Origin of the sequence: Goekera deserti (assembly GCF_010685995.1) — a bacterium.
GTDB lineage: Bacteria > Actinomycetota > Actinomycetes > Mycobacteriales > Geodermatophilaceae > Goekera > Goekera deserti.
Genome location: NZ_JAAGWK010000031.1, coordinates 46244 through 65196, shown reverse-complemented (window position 1 = coordinate 65196; position 18953 = coordinate 46244). Strand labels below are relative to the sequence as shown.

16 protein-coding genes are annotated in these 18953 nt (G+C 76.5%); 10 read left to right on the top strand and 6 right to left on the bottom strand.

Features of this window, described 5'->3' with window-relative positions; genetic code table 11:
* Positions 1–202 precede the first annotated feature (202 nt).
* The 9 genes from G1H19_RS19935 (at position 203) to eutC (ending at position 11306) form a co-directional block, all read left to right on the top strand.
* Positions 203–796 (top strand): winged helix-turn-helix domain-containing protein, encoded by a 594-nt coding sequence (locus G1H19_RS19935; RefSeq protein WP_152727470.1) that lies wholly within the window; start codon positions 203–205, stop codon positions 794–796.
* Entirely contained in the window at positions 793–2034 is a 1242-nt protein-coding gene (locus G1H19_RS19930; RefSeq protein ID WP_152727471.1) for an MFS transporter, read from the top strand. Before G1H19_RS19935 ends, G1H19_RS19930 begins: the two co-directional genes overlap by 4 nt.
* A gap of 20 nt (positions 2035–2054) precedes the next feature.
* Complete coding sequence (locus tag G1H19_RS19925) at positions 2055–2585, top strand: SigE family RNA polymerase sigma factor (protein WP_328593517.1); 531 nt, start codon at positions 2055–2057, stop codon at positions 2583–2585.
* A complete protein-coding gene (locus G1H19_RS19920) occupies positions 2585–4015 on the top strand; it encodes a hypothetical protein (protein WP_152727472.1) in 1431 nt (476 codons plus the stop codon). Before G1H19_RS19925 ends, G1H19_RS19920 begins: the two co-directional genes overlap by 1 nt.
* A 37-nt stretch (positions 4016–4052) precedes the next feature.
* The gene (locus G1H19_RS19915) at positions 4053–4631 is read left to right on the top strand and encodes a DUF6461 domain-containing protein (RefSeq protein WP_152727473.1); all 579 of its coding nucleotides are present in this window, start codon (positions 4053–4055) and stop codon (positions 4629–4631) included.
* A gap of 60 nt (positions 4632–4691) precedes the next feature.
* Positions 4692–7388 carry a putative bifunctional diguanylate cyclase/phosphodiesterase gene (locus G1H19_RS19910; RefSeq protein ID WP_152727474.1) on the top strand — a complete coding sequence of 899 codons (2697 nt, stop codon included), beginning with the start codon at positions 4692–4694 and terminating at the stop codon, positions 7386–7388.
* A 217-nt stretch (positions 7389–7605) separates the two neighbouring features.
* Positions 7606–8979 (top strand): MFS transporter, encoded by a 1374-nt coding sequence (locus G1H19_RS19905; RefSeq protein WP_235927919.1) that lies wholly within the window; start codon positions 7606–7608, stop codon positions 8977–8979.
* Between the two features lie 144 nt (positions 8980–9123).
* Positions 9124–10536 (top strand): ethanolamine ammonia-lyase subunit EutB, encoded by a 1413-nt coding sequence (locus G1H19_RS19900; RefSeq protein ID WP_152727475.1) that lies wholly within the window; start codon positions 9124–9126, stop codon positions 10534–10536.
* A gap of 8 nt (positions 10537–10544) precedes the next feature.
* Complete coding sequence (gene eutC, locus G1H19_RS19895) at positions 10545–11306, top strand: ethanolamine ammonia-lyase subunit EutC (protein WP_152727476.1); 762 nt, start codon at positions 10545–10547, stop codon at positions 11304–11306.
* Between the two features lie 36 nt (positions 11307–11342).
* Here the strand turns inward: eutC and G1H19_RS19890 are convergent, their stop codons facing one another.
* Genes G1H19_RS19890 through G1H19_RS19880 form a run of 3 tightly spaced genes read right to left on the bottom strand, consistent with a single transcriptional unit; the run spans position 11343 to position 12559 of the window.
* Positions 11343–11915: a TIGR03086 family metal-binding protein gene (locus tag G1H19_RS19890; protein ID WP_152727477.1), complete on the bottom strand. Its 573-nt coding sequence runs from the start codon at positions 11913–11915 to the stop codon at positions 11343–11345.
* A complete protein-coding gene (locus G1H19_RS19885) occupies positions 11902–12297 on the bottom strand; it encodes a hypothetical protein (protein WP_152727478.1) in 396 nt (131 codons plus the stop codon). Before G1H19_RS19885 ends, G1H19_RS19890 begins: the two co-directional genes overlap by 14 nt.
* A gap of 49 nt (positions 12298–12346) precedes the next feature.
* Complete coding sequence (locus G1H19_RS19880; RefSeq protein WP_152727479.1) at positions 12347–12559, bottom strand: hypothetical protein; 213 nt, start codon at positions 12557–12559, stop codon at positions 12347–12349.
* Positions 12560–12653: 94 nt separating this feature from the next.
* On the opposite strand from G1H19_RS19880, the gene G1H19_RS19875 reads away from it, so the two are divergent.
* Positions 12654–13295 (top strand): hypothetical protein, encoded by a 642-nt coding sequence (locus G1H19_RS19875; protein ID WP_235927918.1) that lies wholly within the window; start codon positions 12654–12656, stop codon positions 13293–13295.
* A gap of 10 nt (positions 13296–13305) precedes the next feature.
* Here the strand turns inward: G1H19_RS19875 and G1H19_RS23585 are convergent, their stop codons facing one another.
* From G1H19_RS23585 to cydB, 3 genes are all read right to left on the bottom strand, one after another.
* Positions 13306–14118 carry a dihydrofolate reductase family protein gene (locus G1H19_RS23585; protein WP_235909173.1) on the bottom strand — a complete coding sequence of 271 codons (813 nt, stop codon included), beginning with the start codon at positions 14116–14118 and terminating at the stop codon, positions 13306–13308.
* A gap of 277 nt (positions 14119–14395) precedes the next feature.
* Positions 14396–17917 (bottom strand): thiol reductant ABC exporter subunit CydC, encoded by a 3522-nt coding sequence (gene cydC / locus G1H19_RS19865; protein ID WP_162392316.1) that lies wholly within the window; start codon positions 17915–17917, stop codon positions 14396–14398.
* A complete protein-coding gene (gene cydB / locus G1H19_RS19860) occupies positions 17914–18951 on the bottom strand; it encodes a cytochrome d ubiquinol oxidase subunit II (RefSeq protein WP_152727481.1) in 1038 nt (345 codons plus the stop codon). The genes cydC and cydB overlap by 4 nt, the downstream gene beginning before the upstream one ends.
* Between the last annotated feature and the right edge of the window lie 2 nt (positions 18952–18953).

Here is an 18953-nt window from a genome sequence, read left to right as displayed (position 1 = left end):
CGGTGGGCTCGGTGGGCTCGGTGGGCTCGGTGGGCTCGGTGGGCTAGGTGGGCTAGGGTGCTCGCCTTCGCGGGCGCCATCCCACCCCTCGGGCGCGATGACCCCTCGGACGTGATGACCCCTCGATCGCCTGGCGCCCCGCCTCGCCGAACCATGAAGCGACGACTTGACAACAACCCGCCGGTCCACCCACCGTGAAGCCATGACTTCAAGACAGCAGCCACCGCCCCGCGGCGTGCCGGGTGGGGAGGCGCTGGCCGCGCTCGCCGTCCCGGCGCGGTTCGCGATCCTCAGCCACCTGCTGGACGTCGGCCCCCGGACGGCGAGCGAGTGCGCCGAGGTGGTGGGGGAGAGCCCGTCCAACTGCTCCTGGCACCTGCGCGCGTTGGCCCGGGTGGGGCTGGTCGAGCGGGCCGACCCGGACAGCACCGACGGCCGGCGCCGCCCCTGGCGGGCAACCGCGGTCGGCTTCGACTTCTCCGCGGCCGGCGACCCCGCCGGCGCGGTGGCCGCAGCAGCGCTGGAGGGCGTTGCCGACCGGCACGCGGAGGAGCTGCTGCGCCGGTACCTCGAGCAACGACGGCACCTGCCGGCCGAGTGGACCGACCGGGAGGGCTCGCACCGCTACACCCTCGCCGTCACCCCCGCCGAGCTCGACGAGCTGCTCGCCTCGCTGGACGCCCTGATCCGGCCGTTCGTCGGGCGGATCCGCACCGACGTCCCCGCCGATGCCGCGCTGGTACACCTTGGGCTGCGCGCGTTCCTGCACCCTGACGCAGCCCGCCCGGGCCGGTGACCTCGCTCGCGGCGCTGCGGCGTCCGGTCGTGGGCCGGCTCGGGCTGGCCGGGCTGCTGTCCGAGGCCGGCGACTGGATGTTGCTGGTGGCGCTGCCGCTGCACGTGCTCGCCCTGACCGGGTCGGCACTCGGCACGGCCACCGTGCTGGTGCTCGAACTGGTGCCCACCGTGGTGCTGGGCCCGTTCGCCGGCGTCCTGGTCGACCGGTGTGACCAGTGGCGGTTGCTGACCGGGGCCTGCCTCGCCCAGGCCGCCGGGCTGGCCCCGCTGTTGCTGGTCGACGGTGCCGGGGACCTGTGGGTCGTGTACGTCGTCGTGATCGTGCAGTCGACCCTGGCGACCGTGGTGGAGCCGGCCCGGATCAGCATCGCCGCGGCCGTCGTGCCCGAGGACGCCCGGATGGAGGTCAACGGCGCGCTTGCGCTCACCGCCGGGCTCGCACGCCTGGTCGGTGGTCCGCTGGGCGGGGTGCTGCTGGGCATCGGGGGCCTGCCCGCCATCGTCGCCGGGGACGCCGCCAGCTTCCTCGCCGCCGCCGTCGTCCTCACCGTGCGCCGCCGCCCGTCACCCGCCGCGCCGCTGCCCGCCGGCCTCCGCCCCCCGGCGGCCCCTGGTGCCTGGCTGGCCGGGGTGCGGGACCTCACCGCCAGCCCCGCGCTCCGACGGCTGACGGTGGTGCTCGTGTTGGGCGGACTCGCCCAGGGCGCGTTCGTCGTGCTCTTCGTGTTGTTCGTGGTCCGGGACCTGCAGGCCGGCCCCGCCGACGTCGGCCTGCTCCGCGGCGTGCAGGCGATCGGCACCCTCGCCGGTGCCCTGCTGCTGGGGCGGCTGATGCGGCAGCTGAGCCCGCGGGTGGTGCTGGCCGGTTCGTGCACGGCCTTCGGGCTGCTGTCGCTGGTCACCTGGAACGGGCCGCTGGTGACCACGGCCCTCGGGGTCTACGTGGGCCCCTTCATCGCCGTCGGGGTGCCGGGGCTGGCGGCGACCAGCAGTCAGGCGACCCTGCTGCAGACGCACACCGCGCCACTCACCCGCGGCCGGGTGGTCGCCGCCGTGCTGGCGGTGTACGGCGGTGCCCAGGCCGCCGGCATGCTGGTGGCCGGCCTGGTCGGCACCGGCGCCGCCCTCACCGCCGCCCTGCAGGTCCAGGGGTGTGCGTACCTGCTGGCAGGCCTGGTCGCCCTCCGGGTGCCCGCGGCTGCGGTGACAACCTGCGGCCGTCCCCACGTCGTCTGACAGGTGAGACCGACCGAGGGGTGGCCGTGGACCGAGAGCAGAGCGAGGCGTTCGACGACTTCGTCGCCGCGCGCCGGGCCGCGGTGCTCCGGACGGCGGTGCTGCTCACCGGCGACCGCGGCCGGGCGGAGGACCTGGTGCAGACCGCGTTCTTCGAGACCTACCGGCGCTGGCGGCGGCTGGACGACCAGCGCGACCCGGTGGCCTACGTGCGCAAGGTGCTGGTCACCACGCACCTGAGCTGGCTGCGCCGGCGCTCGTCGTCGGAGGCGGTGGTGTCGGAGCTGCCCGACACCGGTCACGCCGGGCACGCCGACGGCGTCGTGGAGCGGGACCGGATGCGCACCGCGCTGGCGACGCTGCCGCCGCGGGTGCGCACCACGCTGGTGCTGCGCTTCTACGAAGACCTCTCCGAGGCCGAGACCGCCCGGCTGATGGGCTGCTCGGTCGGCACCGTGAAGAGCCAGACCGCCCGCGGGCTCGGCCGGCTCCGCGACCACCTCCAGGACACCCCCGCCCCCGACGGCGCATCGCGGCAGGAGACCCACTGATGACCCTCGAGGACGACCTCCGCACGGGCCTGCACGACTGGGCCGCCGACGTCGACGTGCACTCCGCCCCCGACCTCAGTGCGGCCACGATGGCCGGGCGGGTGCACCGCCGGCGCCGGAACCGGGCCGTCCTGCTCGCCACCGGGCTGGCGGTGCTGCTGGTGATCACCGCGGTGCCGCTCGCGCTCAGCCGGCTCCGCGACGGCGACGGCGACCGCGCGGCCGCACCGGAGCCACCGCTCGTCGAGCTGTACGACCTGCCGACGCGCGGCTCGCTGGCCGGTGATCCGGCGTTCGTCGAGGCGGTCCGGGCGCTGCCGTGGACCGGCCCGGACCAGCCCCCTGGGCTGCCCGACCCGACCCTGGACACCCGGCGCGTCGTGTTCGTCGGCGAGGTGCCCAGCGGCGCGCGCTGGGCGCTGGTCGCCGGGGAGAACACCGCCCGGCCCGAGCCGCCGCTGGACGACCCGGCGCTGCAGACCGACCTCGGCGCACTGAGCGACGTCGCCGTCGCCTGGTTCACCGGGCCCCCCGGGGCCACCCCGGAGCAGATGCAGCTGGCCAGCCAGCCGCGGGGGTTCACCGGCACGCAGCCGAGTGCGCTGGTCGACACCAGCACCGGTGACCTGGTCGTGGTCAGCGCCCCCGGGGACGTCGTCCAACTCGGCACCCCGCCGAAGGTCCTGCCCGACGGCGGCACCACGATGTCCTTCGGGTCGGTGCCGACACCCGTCGGCGTCGCCGTGACACGGATCGAGGCAGAGCCCGGCGTGCTGTGGGCCAGCCCGCCGCAGTACCGCGTTCTCCGGGACGGGGTCGAGGTGCCGTCCGTCGGTCCGTCCTCGTTCGGCGCCGATGCGGCCGTGGACGTGCCGCTGACGTTCCTGCGCACCGCCCCGCCGGACGACCCGGGCTCGGTCGTCGGGCAGAGCGTCGACAACGCGGTCCGGTCCGTCGTGCCGCGGGTGGACCGCCCGCTCTCTGCTGATCGGTTCGTCGTCCCGTGGGTCGGCGAGGTACCCGGGCCAGCTGGTGTACCGGCGCAGGTCACGCTGCTGACGGCCACCGTGCCGTCGGGCGCGGTGGTGGTGCAGAGCATGTACGCCCGTCCACTCGAGGACGGCGGAGTCATGTGGAGCACCTGTGAGCAGCAGCTCGTGTGGCCCGCCGGCCAGTCGGCCGAGGAACGTGCCTACGTGCTGCGCTGTGACGTCGTCGACGGGTCGTTCGAAGCGAACACCGTGACCAGCCTCGTCGTCGTCGCCCCCCCGACGGCCGCCCGCGCGCAGGTGCTCACCACCGACGGCAGCGTGCTCACCGACGTCGCCCTGACCGACGGCGTCGCGGTGCTGCCGATGCCGGAGAACGCCGCCCAGGTGGTGACCCGCGGCCCCGACGACGCCGATCTCGCCACCACCCCCGTGCCCTGACCTCGGGCGCCACGACACCGCCCGTACCGTCGTCGGCATGCACCGCAGGACCCCGGACGGGACGCTCGCCGCCCACCCCTGGGTGGCCGAGGTCGAGGCCGTGACGCTCACGCTGGTGTCCGGCTGGGACCTCACGGTGCTGGGCGGCGCGCTCGGCATCGACTGGTCCACCCGCGGGCTGGCCACCTTCGAGGAGGTGGCCGGGCAGCAGGACCACGCCCGCGGGCACTTCCTGGTGCAGGTGGACGAGGCCGACGGGTGGCTGCTCGTCGTGGAGCCCAACGGCCACCTGTGCGCCCGGCCCGGCACCGTCGCCGCGCTGTCCGCCGGCGGCACGGCGGTGTCGGTGTCCTGGAACGTCAACGCCGTCCAGCAGTTCACCCTCGCCCGGGCCGGCGTCGTCGTCCGCTGCTTCGACCCGGTGGCGTACCCCACCGGTGGGGAGCAGGAGCAGCTCGCGGAGGAGCTGGGCCTGCCCTTCGGCGACCCGGACGCCGACCCGAGACCGGCGATGCTCACCGTCGCCGAGCGGATCACCGGCGTGCGCCTGGACGGGTACCGGCTGCTCGGCGCCGAGCACCGGACCTGGAGCGCGACCGGTCCGACCCCGCACTGACCCGGCCGCCGCGGGCCCCGGCGACGTGCCCCGGCATCCCCTCCCTCCGGGGGACGTCGGATGCCCACCGCTCAGGTCCGCTACTGCGCTGCCGACAACAGCGACATGGCGAAGTCACGTACCGACCGGCGCGGAGCACCGCTGTGGGTGTTCCTGACGGCCCTCGTCTGCGTGCCCTTGGCAGCCGTCGTCGCCCTCACCGTCGTGGTGGCCGGCGCCCGCGTGGAAGAGGCCGACAGCGCGGCCCGCGCCGAGCGCGCCGTGGCGAGCATGGCGCTGCTGGACAGCGCCCGCGGTGCGGCCGAGCGCGAGGTGATGTGGTCGCTGGTGCTGATGGTCATGGACGACCCGGCGGCGCTGCGCGACGTCGGCTTCGAGGTGGCCGAGGTCGCCTCCTACCGGCCGCTCACCAGCAGCTTCCGGGACGGGTACCGCCTCAAGACCGACGAGGCGCTCGCGGCGCTGGCGGGCACGTCCCCGGTCCTCGCCCGCTCCGTCGCCGACGACGTGGCCGCCCTGCGGGAGTCCGGTGACTCCGGCAGCGTCGGCCTGCAGCAGCTGTACCTGCGGTACGTCTCGGTCTCCGACCAGCTGATGAGCGCCCAGCGGTCCGCCGCGGGCGACGCCGGTGCCGAGGGCGTGCCCAGCGCGACCCGCCGGGCGATCCAGGACGTGCAGCTCATGGCCGAGTACGCCCAGGCCGCCAGCCGTCAGCTGCCCCTCTGGCTCGGGTCGGTGGTCCACGACGGCCCCGACGAGCTGATCGGGTCACGGCTGGCCTGGGAGACCGGGTGGCTGCACTACACCGACCTCCGCCAGCAGCTGGAGAGCCTCTCGCAGCCCTCGCTGCGGCAGTCGTGGGCCGGGTTCGCCGCCAGCGACTCGGTGCGCGCCCTGGACAAGGTGCTCGACCCCACGGCGAGCCGGGACCGTCCCCGGTTGACGGTCGTGCAGCTCGCCGCCCTGATGACCTCCTCGGCCGCCATCGACGGGCAGGTCGTCGGCCTGGTCGACAACGGGGTGGACAGTGCCCTGGCGCTGGCCGCGGCCGACCGGTCGGCGGCCAACGACCGCTACACCCGGTCCGTCGGCGGCGGCGTCGTGGTGCTGGTCGCCGCGGCGCTCGGCGCGCTCGTGCTGGCCCGGGTGGTCAGCCGCTCCCTGGGCCGGCTGGCAGCACAGGCCCGCGAGGTCAGCGAGGGCACCCTGGTCGAGGTCCGCTCCGGCGGCCCGCGGGAGGTGCGCACCGTCTCCGCTGCCCTCGGCTCCGCCGTGGACAGCCTGCGCCGCATCCAGGACCAGGCCGAGGCCGTCGCGAAGGGCGACCTGGCCAACGTGGTGCTGGCCCAGCCGCTCCCCGGCCCGCTCGGCGCGGTCGTGCACGCCTCGGTGGAGCAGATCGTCAGCTCCATGCGGCACCGTGAGGAGCTGCAGAGCGCGCTGGCGCACCGCTCGGCGCACGACCCGCTCACCGAGCTGCCCAACCGTGCCCAGGCACGGGCCCTCACCGCGGCCGCGCTCTCCCGCGGTGACCGGACCGGGGAGATGACCGGCTTGCTGGTCGTCGACCTGGACGGCTTCAAGGCCGTGAACGACCGGCACGGCCACGCCTGCGGCGACGAGGTGCTGCGCGAGGTCGCCCGGCGGATGCGTGCCCTGGTCCGCGCCGGCGACGTCGTGGCCCGCCTCGGCGGTGACGAGTTCGTCGTCCTGGTCGAGCCGGTGGACAACGAGGCCGACCTCGTGGACCTCGCCGAGCGGTTGATCGCCGCCATCGGCGAGCCGATCACCGCCCACGACCGGGTCGTCCGGATGGGGGCCAGCGTGGGCGTCGCGGTGAGCCGTGACGCCGGCGGTGACGCCGACGTGCTGCTGGCCGAGGCCGACGCCGCCGCCGCGCGCGCCAAGACCTCGGGCCGGGGCCGCGCGGAGGTCTTCGACGACCAGCTGCGCGCCCAGCTGGCCGAGCACGCCGAGCTCGAGCGGGCCATCGCCGACGGCCTGGCCCACGGTGAGATGTCGGTGGTCTACCAGCCGGTGTTCGACGTGGCGGCCGACCGGATCGCCGGGTACGAGGCGCTGCTGCGCTGGCAGCGGCCCGGGGTCGGCATGGTGCCCCCGGACCAGTTCATCCCCGTCGCCGAGGCCACCCGGCTCATCTGCGACATCGACCGCTGGGTGCTCGACGAGGCCGTCCACCAGCTGGCCGCCTGGCGGGCGACCGGCAGCGCCACGGCGCAGCAGGTCACGATGGCGGTCAACATCTCCGGCCGGCACCTGACCGAGCGCCGGGTGATCAGCGACGTCGCCGAGGCGCTGGCCGCCGCCGGCGTCCCCGCCGACCGGCTCGTCGTCGAGGTCACCGAGACGGTGCTGGTCGACGACCCGGTCGCCGCCGAGCACCTCGCCGGGCTCCGCGCGCTCGGGGTGACCGTGGCCATCGACGACTTCGGCACCGGTTACACCTCCATCGGCCAGCTGCGCACCCTGCCGGTCGACGTGCTCAAGATCGACCGCAGCTTCGTCGCGGCCACGGACCTGGGCAGCGAGGAGCTCGTCGCGCTCATGGTGCGTGCCGCGCACACCTTCGGGCTCACCGTCGTGGCCGAGGGCGTCGAGGAGGTGGAGCAGCTGGACCGGCTGCGGGCCGACGCGTGCGACCACGCGCAGGGCTACCTGCTCAGCCGCCCGCTGGCCGCCGAGCAGGCCGGTGCGCTCCTGGCCGACCTGCCGGTGGTGGCCGAGCTCGGGAGCTGAGCACTCCTGCCGACGCGCCCCGGGGAGGGCGCGTCGGGACGGGAGGGCGACCCGGGACGACCGGGCGTCGTGGGTGGCATCACGGTGTCGGTCCCGGTTGGTGACCACCGGGCGGTGGCACCGTAGGAGCAGCGCCCGAGGTCGTGTGCTCTCCGACTCCCGCTCCCCGCCGGCCCCCGTCGTGGCCCGGCCGGCCCCCACTCCCCGAAGGTCTCCCGTGTCTGCTCCCGTGTTCCTCCAGCGTGCCCGCGTCCCGGTCGCCGGGCTCGTCCGCTCCGCCACCACCCGCGCCACCCCGCCGACGCTGTCCCGGCTGCGCGTCGCCGTCGCCGCCCTGTTCGCCCTCGACGGCTTCGTCATGGGCAGCTGGGCCGCCCGGGTGCCCGACGTCAGCGCCGGCCTCGGTGCCGGGCACGCCGCGCTCGGCGGCGCCCTGCTCTGCCTGTCCCTCGGCGCGCTGGCCTGCATGCAGGTCACCGGGGCGCTGTGCTCCCGGGTCGGCGCCGGCCTGGTCGCCTCGGTGGCCGCCGTCCTGGTCTGCGCCACCACCGTGCTGCCCGGCCTCGCCGGCTCGATGCCCGCGCTCTGCGCCGCCCTGCTCGTGTTCGGCGGGGCCACCGGCATGCTCAACGTGGCCGCCAACAGCATCGGCGTGCAGGTCGAGGCCAGGGCCGGCCGCCCGCTGCTGTCCGGCATGCACGCCGCGTTCAGCCTCGGCGGCCTCGGTGGCGCCCTGGCCGGCGCGCTCGCGTCGGCGGTGCTCGGCGTGGCCGTGCACCTCGTGGTCGTCGCGGCGGCCTGCCTGCTGCTCACCGCGTGGGCCGCGCCGGCCCTGGTCGGTGGGGACACCGAAGCGCCGTCCCCGGCCCGCCGGACGGCGACCACCCGGGCCGGCCGGCCCACCGCGGTGCTCGTGGTGCTCGGCGTGATCGCCGGCTGCACCGCCTTCGGCGAGGGCGGCGTGACCGACTGGGCCGCGCTGTACCTGCGCGAGGACCTCGCCGCCGGACCCGCCCTGGCCGCCGCCGGCTACGCCGGGTTCTCCCTGGCGATGGCCTGCGGCCGGCTCGCCGGCGACCGGCTGGTGCGCCGGCTGGGCGAGCGCCAGGTGCTCGTCGGGGGCGCGCTGCTGGCCGCCGCCGGGGGCTCCGCGGCGGTGCTGACCAGCTCGCTGCCGGTCGCGCTGGCCGGCTTCGTGCTCGTCGGGCTCGGCCTGGCCAACGTGTTCCCGCTGTCCATCGCCCGCGCCGGCGCGCTCGGCGGCGCCGGCGGCGTCGCGCTGTCCACCACGATCGGCTACACCGGGCTGCTCGGCGGCCCGCCGCTGATCGGTTTCCTGGCCGCGCACGCCGGGCTGGCCGTGGCCCTCGGCGTCGTCGCGGTGCTCGCCGTCCTGGTGGCCGGGCTGGTGCTGACCCTGCAGGACGACGGCCTGCGGCTGCCGGTGCTGCCCAGTGTGCTGCTGCCGTCCTCGCTGCTGGGCACGTCCGCGCTGACGGCGACGTCGGCCGGCATGTCCCGGCTGGTCACCGGTGCCCGCGGCAGCACCGGCACCTACGTGCGCGACCTGCGGCTGCTCGCCGTCAGCTGACCGGTGTGAACGCCGTGTTGCCTCGCGGCCGGCGCATTGACCCCGGTGGGGGCGCGGGCCAGGCTGGGCGTTCCCGGGCCCCCGGGTGCTGACAGCCGGAGGCTGCGCCATGACGGTCGACCCCACCGCGGACGAGGGCGTCCGATGACCACCCGGCGCACCACCCTGGGCGGGCACACCCACGAGTTCGGCTCCCTGACCGAGCTGATGGCCCGGGCGACCCCGCACCGCTCCGGCGACGTGCTGGCCGGCTGCGCGGCGTCCTCCGAGGCCGAGCGGGTCGCCGCCCAGCTGGCCCTGGCCGAGGTGCCGCTGGCCACCTTCCTGGAGGAGCAGGTCGTCGGCTACGACGAGGACGACGTCACCCGGCTGATCCTGGACACGCACGACGCGGCGGCCTTCGCCCCGGTGTCCGGGCTGACCGTGGGCGCGTTCCGGGAGTGGCTGCTCGACCGCGCCGCGGCCGGCGACGAGGTGGCGATCAGCGGCCTGGCCCGCGGGCTCACCCCGGAGATGGTCGCCGCGGTGAGCAAGCTGATGCGCAACGCCGACCTGGTCGCCGTCGCCCGGCGCGCCCGGGTGGTCACCGGGCTGCGCTCGACCATCGGGCTGCCGGGCCGGCTGGCGTCCCGGCTGCAGCCCAACCACCCCACCGACGACGCCGTGGGGGTGACCGCCTCCATCCTGGACGGGCTGCTGCACGGCAGCGGCGACGCCGTCATCGGCATCAACCCGGCCACCGACTCCCCGGCGCAGACGATCGCGCTGCTGCAGCTGGTCGACGAGGTGATCGCCCGCTACGAGATCCCCACCCAGTCGTGCGTGCTGGCGCACGTGACCACCACGCTGCGCGCCCTGGAGCAGGGCGCACCGGTCGACCTGGTGTTCCAGTCGGTCGCCGGCACGCAGGGCGGGAACGAGGGGTTCGGCGTCACCCTGGACCTGCTCGCCGAGGCCGTGGGCGCCACCCGGGAGCTGGGCCGCGGCGTCGTGGGCCGGAACGTCAGCTACTTCGAGACCGGCCAGGGCTCGGCCCTGTCGGCCGGCGCGCACCTCGGCGTCGGCGGCCTGCCGGTCGACCAGCAGACCCTGGAGTGCCGCGCCTACGCCGTCGCCCGGCACTTCGACCCGCTGCTGGTCAACACCGTGGTCGGGTTCATCGGCCCGGAGTACCTCTACGACGGCAAGCAGGTGGTCCGCGCCGGGCTGGAGGACCACCTCTGCGGCAAGCTGCTCGGCCTGCCGATGGGCGTCGACGTCTGCTACACCAACCACACCGACGTCGACGGCGACGACACCGACACCCTGACCCTGCTGCTCGGGGCGGCCGGCTGCTCGTTCGTGATCGCCGTCCCCGGCTCGGACGACGTGATGCTGCACTACCAGTCGCTGAGCTTCCAGGACGTGCTCACCGCCCGGCAGGTGCTGGGGCTGCGGCCGGCACCGGAGTTCGAGGCCTGGCTGACCCGGATGGACCTGCTCGGTGACGACGGCCGGGTCCGCGAGCTCACCCCGGACGCGCCGGCCGCCCGCGCCCTGCTCGCCGCCGCCCGGTGAGCAATCCGATGAGCGTCCCGGCGGACGTGCCGATGGGCGACGACCCCTGGTCGGTGCTGCGCGGGGCCACCCGGGCGCGGGTGGCGCTCGGGCGGGCCGGGGACGGGCTGCCGACCGCCCGCTGGCTGGAGTTCCGCGCCGCGCACGCCGCCGCCCGGGACGCCGTGCACACCGCCCTGGACGCCGGCCTGCTGCGCCGCGCGATGGCCGGCGCCGGGGTGGACCGGGAGCTGCTGGAGGTGCACTCGGCCGCGCCGGACCGGGCCACCTACCTGCAGCGCCCCGACCTCGGACGTCGGCTGGCCGACGGCACCGAGCTGCCCGCGGGGGAGTGCGACCTGGCGGTCGTGGTCGGCGACGGGCTGTCGCCGCGCGCGGTGCACGACCACGCCGCCGGGCTGGTCGCCGCGCTGCTGGAGCGGCTGGCCGGCTGGAGCGTGGGGCCGCTGGTCCTGGCCCACCAGGCGCGGGTGGCCCTCGGCGACCCGGTCGGCGAGGCGCTCGGCGCCCGAATCGTGGTGGTGGTCATCGGCGAGCGGCCCGGGCTCAGCTCCGCCGACAGCCTGGGCATCTACCTGACCCACGGGCCGCGCACCGGGCGGGCCGACTCCGAGCGCAACTGCATCTCCAACGTCCGGCCCCCGCACGGGCTCGGCTACGCCCAGGCCGCGGACACGCTGGCCGCGTTGCTCACCGCGTCCCGGGAGCTGGGCGCGTCGGGCGTCGTCCTCAAGGACGAGGGCGTGGCGCTCCCACCGGGCGCAGGCTGACCGGGCCGGTCCTCAGCGCGGGGCAGGGCTCGCGGCTCAGCTCGGGGACCAGGCCGGGTCGCGGCCGATGAAGCCGAGCAGCCGGGTCTGCACGTCGGCGTCGGCGGGCACGTCGACGCGCGCCCCGTACTGCCCGGAGGCGCGCAGGAGCTGCTCCATCTGCACCATCCCGGCGAGCAGGTCGGCACAGGCGGCGGGGTCCAGCCGGTCGTCCTGGCCGGTGGCGCGGGCGAGGTCCCAGGTGTGCATGAGGACGTCGGCGGTGTAGAACCGGTCGATCGCGGCGGCGACGGGCAGCCGGCCCAGGTGCGCGTTCTCCAGCTCCCGGCCGGCGGTCGCCGGGTCGTCCAGCACGGCCTGCACACCGTCGCTGTGCACCAGCCACGCCGCCACCGGGTCCTCGTCCACCGGTGGGCCGGCCGGCAGCCGCACCCCGGCGCCGGAGGCCAGGAACCCGGTGGACCACCCGGTCAGGTGCCGGACGACGTCCCGGGCGGCCCACCCGTCGACCGGTGACGGCACGTCCCAGGACCGGGTGCCTCGCACCCGCTCGGTGAACAGCCCGGCCACCACGCGGTGCCGTTCGGCGGGGAGCTCAGGCAGGGCCATCGGCGGCACCCGTGTCGGGCTGCGGACCGGGGTGGTGCACCCACCGGTTGACCCGGCGCAGCGGGCCGGGCAGCACGGGGAGGTGGCGCAGCTGCCAGCGGGCCCGCTGCCGCAGGCGGCCGCGGCGGGTGGTGGCGGCCGGGACGAGCCAGATGCCGTCGCGGGTGCCCGGCGCGGGCACCAGCGGGCGGTGGTCGCCGGTCAGCTGCCGTGCCCGGGCCGGCTCGGGGTCGGTGCCCGCGGTGGCGGCACGCTCGCGCAGCCGGGTCCGGACGTCGTCCGGGGTGTAGGCGCGGCGCTGCCGCTCGTCGCGGGCCAGCACCGCGCCGGTCGCCGCGACCCCCGCGATGCCGGCCAGCCCGAGCAGCTTCCACAGACGCATGCCGGTCACCGTAGTGGCGGCCCGGGCGCCCGACCGGTGACGCCCGTGCTCAGTGGCGGGCGGTGGCCCGGGACCGGCGCCGGCCCGCTGTCTCGCGCGGGTAGGGCGTGTGCCGGGGGCCGGCGCACATGTCCGGGTCGACGTGCAGCGTCATCGAGCCCCACTCCTCGTCGGGCGCGGCAGGACGGCCCCGGTCGTCCCGGGTGGCCATCATGCCGGTGGCCGCGACGCCGGCCAGTCCGATCAGCTTCCAGATCCGCATGCTGCACCATAGTGTGCCGTCGGTCACAAGCGCCAGGACAGTCCCTCGACCGGGTGCACCGGCTGCGGGCAGCCGGGGCACGTACCGTGACCGCGTGGTCGACCGCCGGCGCGCCCCCGCCCTGAGCCTGGACGACGCCGTCGACCTCACCCGCACCGGCGACGTCTGGCTGTTCCGCGGGGCGTCGATCGCCGACCGGGCCATCCAGGCGGCCACCAACTCCCCGGTCAACCACGTGGGCATGGCCGTGGTGCTCGAGGACCTGCCGCCGCTGCTCTGGCACGCCGAGCTGGGGCGCTCGCTGGTCGACGTGTGGAGCGGGCAGCGGCAGCGCGGGGTCCAGCTGCACGACCTGCGCGATGCCGTGGTGACCTGGCGGCAGCGCTACGGCCAGCGTGCCTGGCTGCGCCAGCTGGTCGGACCGGCCGACGACGGCGGCGTGACCCGGCAGATGGAGGACGCCGTGCTGCGCACCATCGCCCGCCTGGACGGCCGGCCGTTCCCGACCACCCGCGCACTGGCCAGCGGCTGGGTCGCCGGGCGGCTGCGCCGGGAGACCTCCGCGGAGACCGTCTACTGCGCCGAGCTGGTGGCGACCACCTACACCGCGATGGGCCTGCTGCGCGCCGACCGGCCGCGCACCTCCTACGACCCGGGCAGCTTCTGGTCCGGTGACGACCTGGAGCTGGTGGGCGCGACGCTGGGGCCCGAGGTGGCGGTGGACGTGCCCGCGTGAGCGCGGATGGTCAGGTGCCGCTCCACCCGGGGTGCACCCGGTAGGTGGTCTGCACCATCCCGCCGCCGAACACCTGGGTGCGCACGTGCTCCAGGTCGATGTCGTGCGGCAGCGGACCGAACAGCGACACGCCCTCCCCGAGCAGCACCGGCACCTGGGAGAGGGTCAGCTCGTCGACCAGCCCGGCGGCGAGGAACGAGCGGACCACCAGCCCGCCGTCCAGGTACACGTCGCCGGAGCCGGCCTGCTCCAGGGCCGCGACCAGCTCCGGCAGCGACCGGTGCACCGTCACCCGGGGGTCGTCGCCGCTGCCCAGGGTGGTGCTGAGCACGTGCACCGGCCGCTCGCCGTAGGGCCACTCGCTGAAGCCGGCGACCACCTGGTAGGTGGTGCGGCCCAGCACCACGGCGTCGATGCCGGCCATGAACTCGGTGTAGCCCGCGTCGCCCGCCGCCTGGCCCCGGCTGGTCAGCCAGGTCAGGTCGCCGTCGTGCCGGGCGATGTACCCGTCCACGCTCAGGCCGAGGAACACCTTGCCGGTGACGCCGGTGCGCCGGGGGAGGGCGGGTGAGCCCGCGACGTCCGGCGGCTCCTCCGGTGTGGGTGCCTCGGGAGCGTGTGTCTCGGGTGCGGCGGCCTCGGGCGCGAGGGTGTCGCCCGGGGCGGTGGTGAGACCCGTGCCGTCACCCGCCTCGTCGGCGTCGTCGTCCTGGGGGTGCCGGTGCCGGGCGCGCCGGCGCTCGGCGGCCTGCGCCTCCGCCCCGCCCGGCGGCGCGCCGGCGTCCGGGGCGAGCGTGTCGTCGTCGGACGGCGAGGTGCCCATGGCCGCTGAGCGTGCCAGAACGCGCCGGCAGGCAGGGAGGGGAGTTCGACCGCTGGTGCTCTGCGCGGGTGCAGGTGTCGACCGTGTGCTCCTGGCTGACCGGCCAGCCCTGCACCGGCTCGGTACCACGCCCCGGCGTCGCGTCGCCTCTTCCTGACACGTTGCCGGAGGGGTCACCCACGGCCGGCCGCCGTCCCCGGCCGGGACGGCGGCCGGCTGCTGAGCTCACCTGCGATCACGCCCGCGACGACGCCGATCGCACCGTCCGCCGCGCAGGTCAGCCGGCGTGCGCGTGCTCGGCGGCACCCAGGCGCAGCACCGTGTCCCCGGGCTCCTCCAGCGGGTCGTGGGTCACGCAGACCACGGTGCGCCCGGCCAGTGCCACCCGGAGGTCCCGCACCAGCGCGGCGGCGGTGGGGCCGTCCAGGTGCGCGGTCGGCTCGTCCAGCAGCACCACGTCGCGGTCGGCCAGCAGGGCCCGGGCGACCGCGAGCCGGCGCCGTTCCCCGCCGGAGAGCGCGGTGCCGCCACTGCCGACGGTGGTGTCCAGGCCCTGGGGCAGCCCGGCCACCAGCTCTCCCAGGCCGGCCGCGGCCAGCGCCCGGTGCATCCGGGCCTCGCCGTCGGCGCCGGTCAGCCGGCCGCGCGGGGCGGCGAGGGCCAGGTTCGCCCGGATGCTGGAGGCGAAGACGTGGGCCTCCTGCGGAAGCCAGGCGACGGCGCTGCGCAGCTCGTCCCCGCTGACGGTGTCTGCCGGGATCCCGGCCACCGCGTAGCGGCCTGCCCGGGGCCGCAGCGCGGCGAGCAGCACGGCCAGCAGCGTCGACTTGCCGGTGCCCGACGGCCCGCGCACCACCAGCCAACTCGTGCCCGCCGCGGCCCGCAGGTCGACCCCGCGCAGCACGTCGGGCCCGCCGGGCCAGCCGGCGACCAGACCCTCGGTGCTCAGCTCCCGCACCGGCCGGGGCAACGCCAGGGGGTCGGCCGGGTCGGCCGGCACCGGGGCGGTGAGCACGGCCTCCAGCCGGGCGCGCGCGTCCTGCAGTGCACCCCGCCGCTGCAGGGCCGCCGCGAGACCGGCCAGCGGCTCGGCCAGTGCCAGCGGGGTCAGCGCCAGCGCGGCGGCGGTGGGTGCGCTGATCGCCCCCGAGCGCACCCCGCTCCAGCCCACGGCCAGCGCCAGCACCGCGGCCAGCCCGGTGGCCAGGCCGATCACCAGCGTCGAGAGCGCCGCCACCCGGGCCGACCGCACGGCGGAGGCGTCCCGGCGGGCGGCCAGCGCGTCCAGGTCGGCGACCGCGCCGGCCGCGACCCCGTGCGCCCGCAGGTCGGCCAGGCCGTCGAGCAGCGCGCTGGTCTGCTGCAGCGCGGCCACCTGCAGCCCCGCCTCCTCCCGCGCGGCCCCGGCGTCGAACCGGCGGTGCAGCAGCACCAGCAGCAGGACGGCGACGACGATCACCAGCAGCAGCACCCCCGCGGCGACCGGGTCCACCAGGGCCAGCGCGCCGGCCGCGAGCGTGACCACGGCGCCGGCCACCAGCGGCGGCGTCAGCACCCGGACCGAGAGGTCCTGCAGCAGGCCCACGTCGCCGACCACTCGGGCCAGCGCGTGCCCGGGCGTGCGCTCGGCGGCGATGCCCTGCCGGGCCAGCGCCGCCCACACCCGCACCCGGGTGGTCGCGGCCAGCTGCAGGGCGGCGTCGTGCGCGGTGACCCGTTCCAGCCAGCGCAGCATCGCCCGGCCCATGCCGAACAGCCGCACGCCCACGATGGCGGTCATCAGCGTCAGGATCTGCGGGCCCTCCGACGCCCGGACCACCAGCCACCCGGACACCGCGGTGAGCGCCACGCCCGCGCCGGCGGACGCCGTCCCGGCCAGTGCCGCGCGCACCAGCGCCCGCCGCGGCCAGCCCAGCCCCCCGCCGTCCACACTTTCTGTACAGAAAGCGGGGTGGGGGGTGGGCGTTCCCGCACTTTCTGTACCGAAAGCGGGGTGGGGGGTGGGCGTTCCCGCGCTTTCTGTACAGAAAGCCGGCCGAGGGGACACCGCCGCTGGGCTTTCTGTACAGAAAGCGGGGGTGGGGAGCGTGACGGTGCGGTCGGCGAGGGCGGCGAGCACCGGGTCGTGGGTCACCAGCAGCACCGGCACCCGGCCGCGCAGGCCGCGCAGCACGCCGGCCACGGTGGCGGTGGCGTCGTCGTCCAGGTGGGCGGTGGGCTCGTCGAGCAGCAGCAGCGTGGCGCCGCGGCGCAGCCGGACCAGTGCGCGCGCCAGCGCCACCCGCTGCAGCTCACCGGGGGACAGCGTGCGGCAGGCCCGGCCGGCGAGCGCCGTGGCGCCGACCAGGGCCAGCGCCTCGATGACCAGCGTCTCGGCGACGACGGCGTCCATCCCGGGGGTCGGCGCGGCGTGCCGGCGCAGCTCGTCGGCGACGGTGTCCGCGGTGGTGCGCGGGTGCTGTGGGACCACCGCGACCGCGTCCGGCCGGGTGAGCGTGCCCTCGACCCGCGAGTCCGGGTCCAGGGTGCCGGCCAGCGCGGCGAGCAGCGTCGACTTGCCCGACCCGGAGCGGCCGCGCAGCGCCACCAGCTCCCCGGGCCGTACCTCCAGGTCGGCCCCGGCCAGCGCCGGCCGGCCGCGGCCGGGGAACGACACGGTCAGTCCCCGCACCACCACCCCGCTCGACGCCTGACCTGAGCCCGGGGCCGTCGATACAGCGTGACTTGAGCCCGAAAGGGTCTCAACCGAGCCAGACGGAGTCTGACGTGAGAGCGACGACGCCGGACTTGAGCCCGAAAAAGTGCGGTGGGTCGGGGTCGGGGTTGGGGTCGGGGTCGGGGGCGGGGCGGCGAGGACGGCGCGGGCCTCGGTCGCGGCGAGGGCGGCGGCCTCGCCGGCGTGGAACGCCGAGCCGAGTGCGCGCAGCGGCGCGAAGGCCTCCGGGGCCAGCAGCAGCGCGGTGAGCCCGGCGGCCAGCGCCATGTCACCGTGCACCAGGCGCACGCCCACGGTGACCGCCACCAGCGCCACCGACAGCGTGGCGATCAGCTCCAGCACCAGGGCGGAGAGGAAGGCCAGCCGCAGCGTGGCCAGCGTCCGGGTGCGGGAGGCGTCGCCCAGCTCGCGCAGCGCGGCCACCTGGTCGGCGGCCCGGCCGAGCCCGGTCAGCACCGGCAGGCCGCGCACCAGTTCAGCGACGTGGGCGGCGATCCGGTCCAGCGCCCGGGCGGCGGCGGTGGTCTGGTCCCGGGTGTACAGCCCCACCAGCGCCATGAACACCGGCACCAGGGGCAGCGTCACCGCCACCAGGACGGCGGACAGCAGGTCGGTGGCCGCGAGCACCACCAGCAGCACCGGCGGCACCACGAGGGTCTGCGCCAGCGCGGGCAGGTAGGTGGCCAGCGCTGGGGAGAGGTCCTGGAGCCGGGTGGTGGCCAGCACCGCGGCCGAGCCGGGGCCGCCGGCGGTGCGCACGGCGGTCGGGGACGTGGTGAGCCGGACCAGCAGTGCGCGGCGCAGCCGGCCCTCCGCGCGCCGGGCGTCCCGGGCCGCGAGCAGCTCGCCGGCCGCGCCGGCACCGGCGCGGACCGCGGCACCCACGGTGGCGAGCACCAGCGGGGTGACCGGGGAGCCGTCCGCGGCGCCGGCGACCCGGGCCACGGCGTGCGCCAGGCCGGCCGCGAGCAGCACCAGCCCGGCGGTCTGCGCGAGGGCCACCAGCCCGGCCCGCACCAGCGTGCCGGTCAGGCCCGGTACGCCCGCCAGCGGTGCCAGCGGCCCGCGCGGCTCGCGGGTCACGACCCGGTCCCGGCCCCGCTGCCGGTGCCGGCTGCGGCGTCCTCCTGCTGCGGCCCGGCGGTGAGCCGCGTGCGGAAGACCCAGTACGTCCAGGCCTGGTAGCCGATGACCACCGGCAGGCCCACGGCCGCCACCCAGCTCATGAGCGTGAGGGTGTAGTCGCTGACCGAGGCGGAGCTGACGGTCAGGTCGAAGGCGGCGTCGATGGTCGAGGGCAGCACCACCGGGTAGGCCGCGCCGAACACGGTGGCCATCGAGGCGACCAGGGTCAGCGCCCAGCCGGCGAAGGCCCGGCCCTCACGGTCCAGCTTGGCCTGCGACCAGGTGAGCACCACGGCCAGCGCGGCCACCACCCACAGGAACCCGGTGAGCGTCGTCCCCTGGCGCAGCTGCACCAGCCCGGCCCACAGCAGCAGCGGCAGCGCCGCGACCGGCGACCAGCGCAGGGCGAAGGCGCGCGCCCGCAGCCGCAGCGGGCCGTCGGTCTTCAGCGCCAGGAACAGCGCCCCGTGCACCAGGGCGAAGGCGAGCACCGCCACCGCGCCGAGCAGGGCCGGCCAGTGCAGCCCGGAGAACGCGCCGCCGACCCGCACCCCGTCGGCGCCGATCGGCAGGCCGAGGGTGGTGGCGCCCAGCGCCGCACCGAGGCCCAGGCAGGCCACCAGCGAGCCGCCGGTGATGATCCGGGTCCAGGTGCGGTCCCAGCGCTCGTCGTGCGAGGAGTGCCGCCACTCGAAGCCGACGGCCCGCACGATCAGGCCGACTAGCACGCCGACGAAGGGCAGGTACAGCGCCGGCAGCCAGCTGCCGTACCAGATCGGGAAGGCACCGAACGTGGCGCCGACGGCGGTCACCAGCCACACTTCGTTGCCGTCCCAGAGCGGGCCGACGGTGCGCAGCATCAGGTGCCGGTCCGCGGTGCGCCGGCCCAGCACCGGGATGAGGGCGGCGACCCCGAAGTCGAAGCCCTCCAGCAGCAGGAAGCCGGTCCAGAGCACGGCGACGGCGACGAACCAGACGGTCTGCAGGTCCATGA

What these genes read in the sequence shown, in the direction of transcription:
- G1H19_RS19900 (WP_152727475.1), top strand. Translation starts at nt 9,124, where the DNA reads ATGACCACCCGGCGCACCACCCTGGGCGGGCACACCCACGAGTTCGGC.
- G1H19_RS19910 (WP_152727474.1), top strand. Translation starts at nt 4,692, where the DNA reads ATGCCCACCGCTCAGGTCCGCTACTGCGCTGCCGACAACAGCGACATG.
- G1H19_RS19920 (WP_152727472.1), top strand. Translation starts at nt 2,585, where the DNA reads ATGACCCTCGAGGACGACCTCCGCACGGGCCTGCACGACTGGGCCGCC.
- cydB (WP_152727481.1), bottom strand. Translation starts at nt 18,951, where the DNA reads ATGGACCTGCAGACCGTCTGGTTCGTCGCCGTCGCCGTGCTCTGGACC.
- G1H19_RS19890 (WP_152727477.1), bottom strand. Translation starts at nt 11,915, where the DNA reads ATGGCCCTGCCTGAGCTCCCCGCCGAACGGCACCGCGTGGTGGCCGGG.
- G1H19_RS19885 (WP_152727478.1), bottom strand. Translation starts at nt 12,297, where the DNA reads ATGCGTCTGTGGAAGCTGCTCGGGCTGGCCGGCATCGCGGGGGTCGCG.
- G1H19_RS19915 (WP_152727473.1), top strand. Translation starts at nt 4,053, where the DNA reads ATGCACCGCAGGACCCCGGACGGGACGCTCGCCGCCCACCCCTGGGTG.
- G1H19_RS19935 (WP_152727470.1), top strand. Translation starts at nt 203, where the DNA reads ATGACTTCAAGACAGCAGCCACCGCCCCGCGGCGTGCCGGGTGGGGAG.
- G1H19_RS23585 (WP_235909173.1), bottom strand. Translation starts at nt 14,118, where the DNA reads ATGGGCACCTCGCCGTCCGACGACGACACGCTCGCCCCGGACGCCGGC.
- eutC (WP_152727476.1), top strand. Translation starts at nt 10,545, where the DNA reads ATGAGCGTCCCGGCGGACGTGCCGATGGGCGACGACCCCTGGTCGGTG.
- G1H19_RS19880 (WP_152727479.1), bottom strand. Translation starts at nt 12,559, where the DNA reads ATGCGGATCTGGAAGCTGATCGGACTGGCCGGCGTCGCGGCCACCGGC.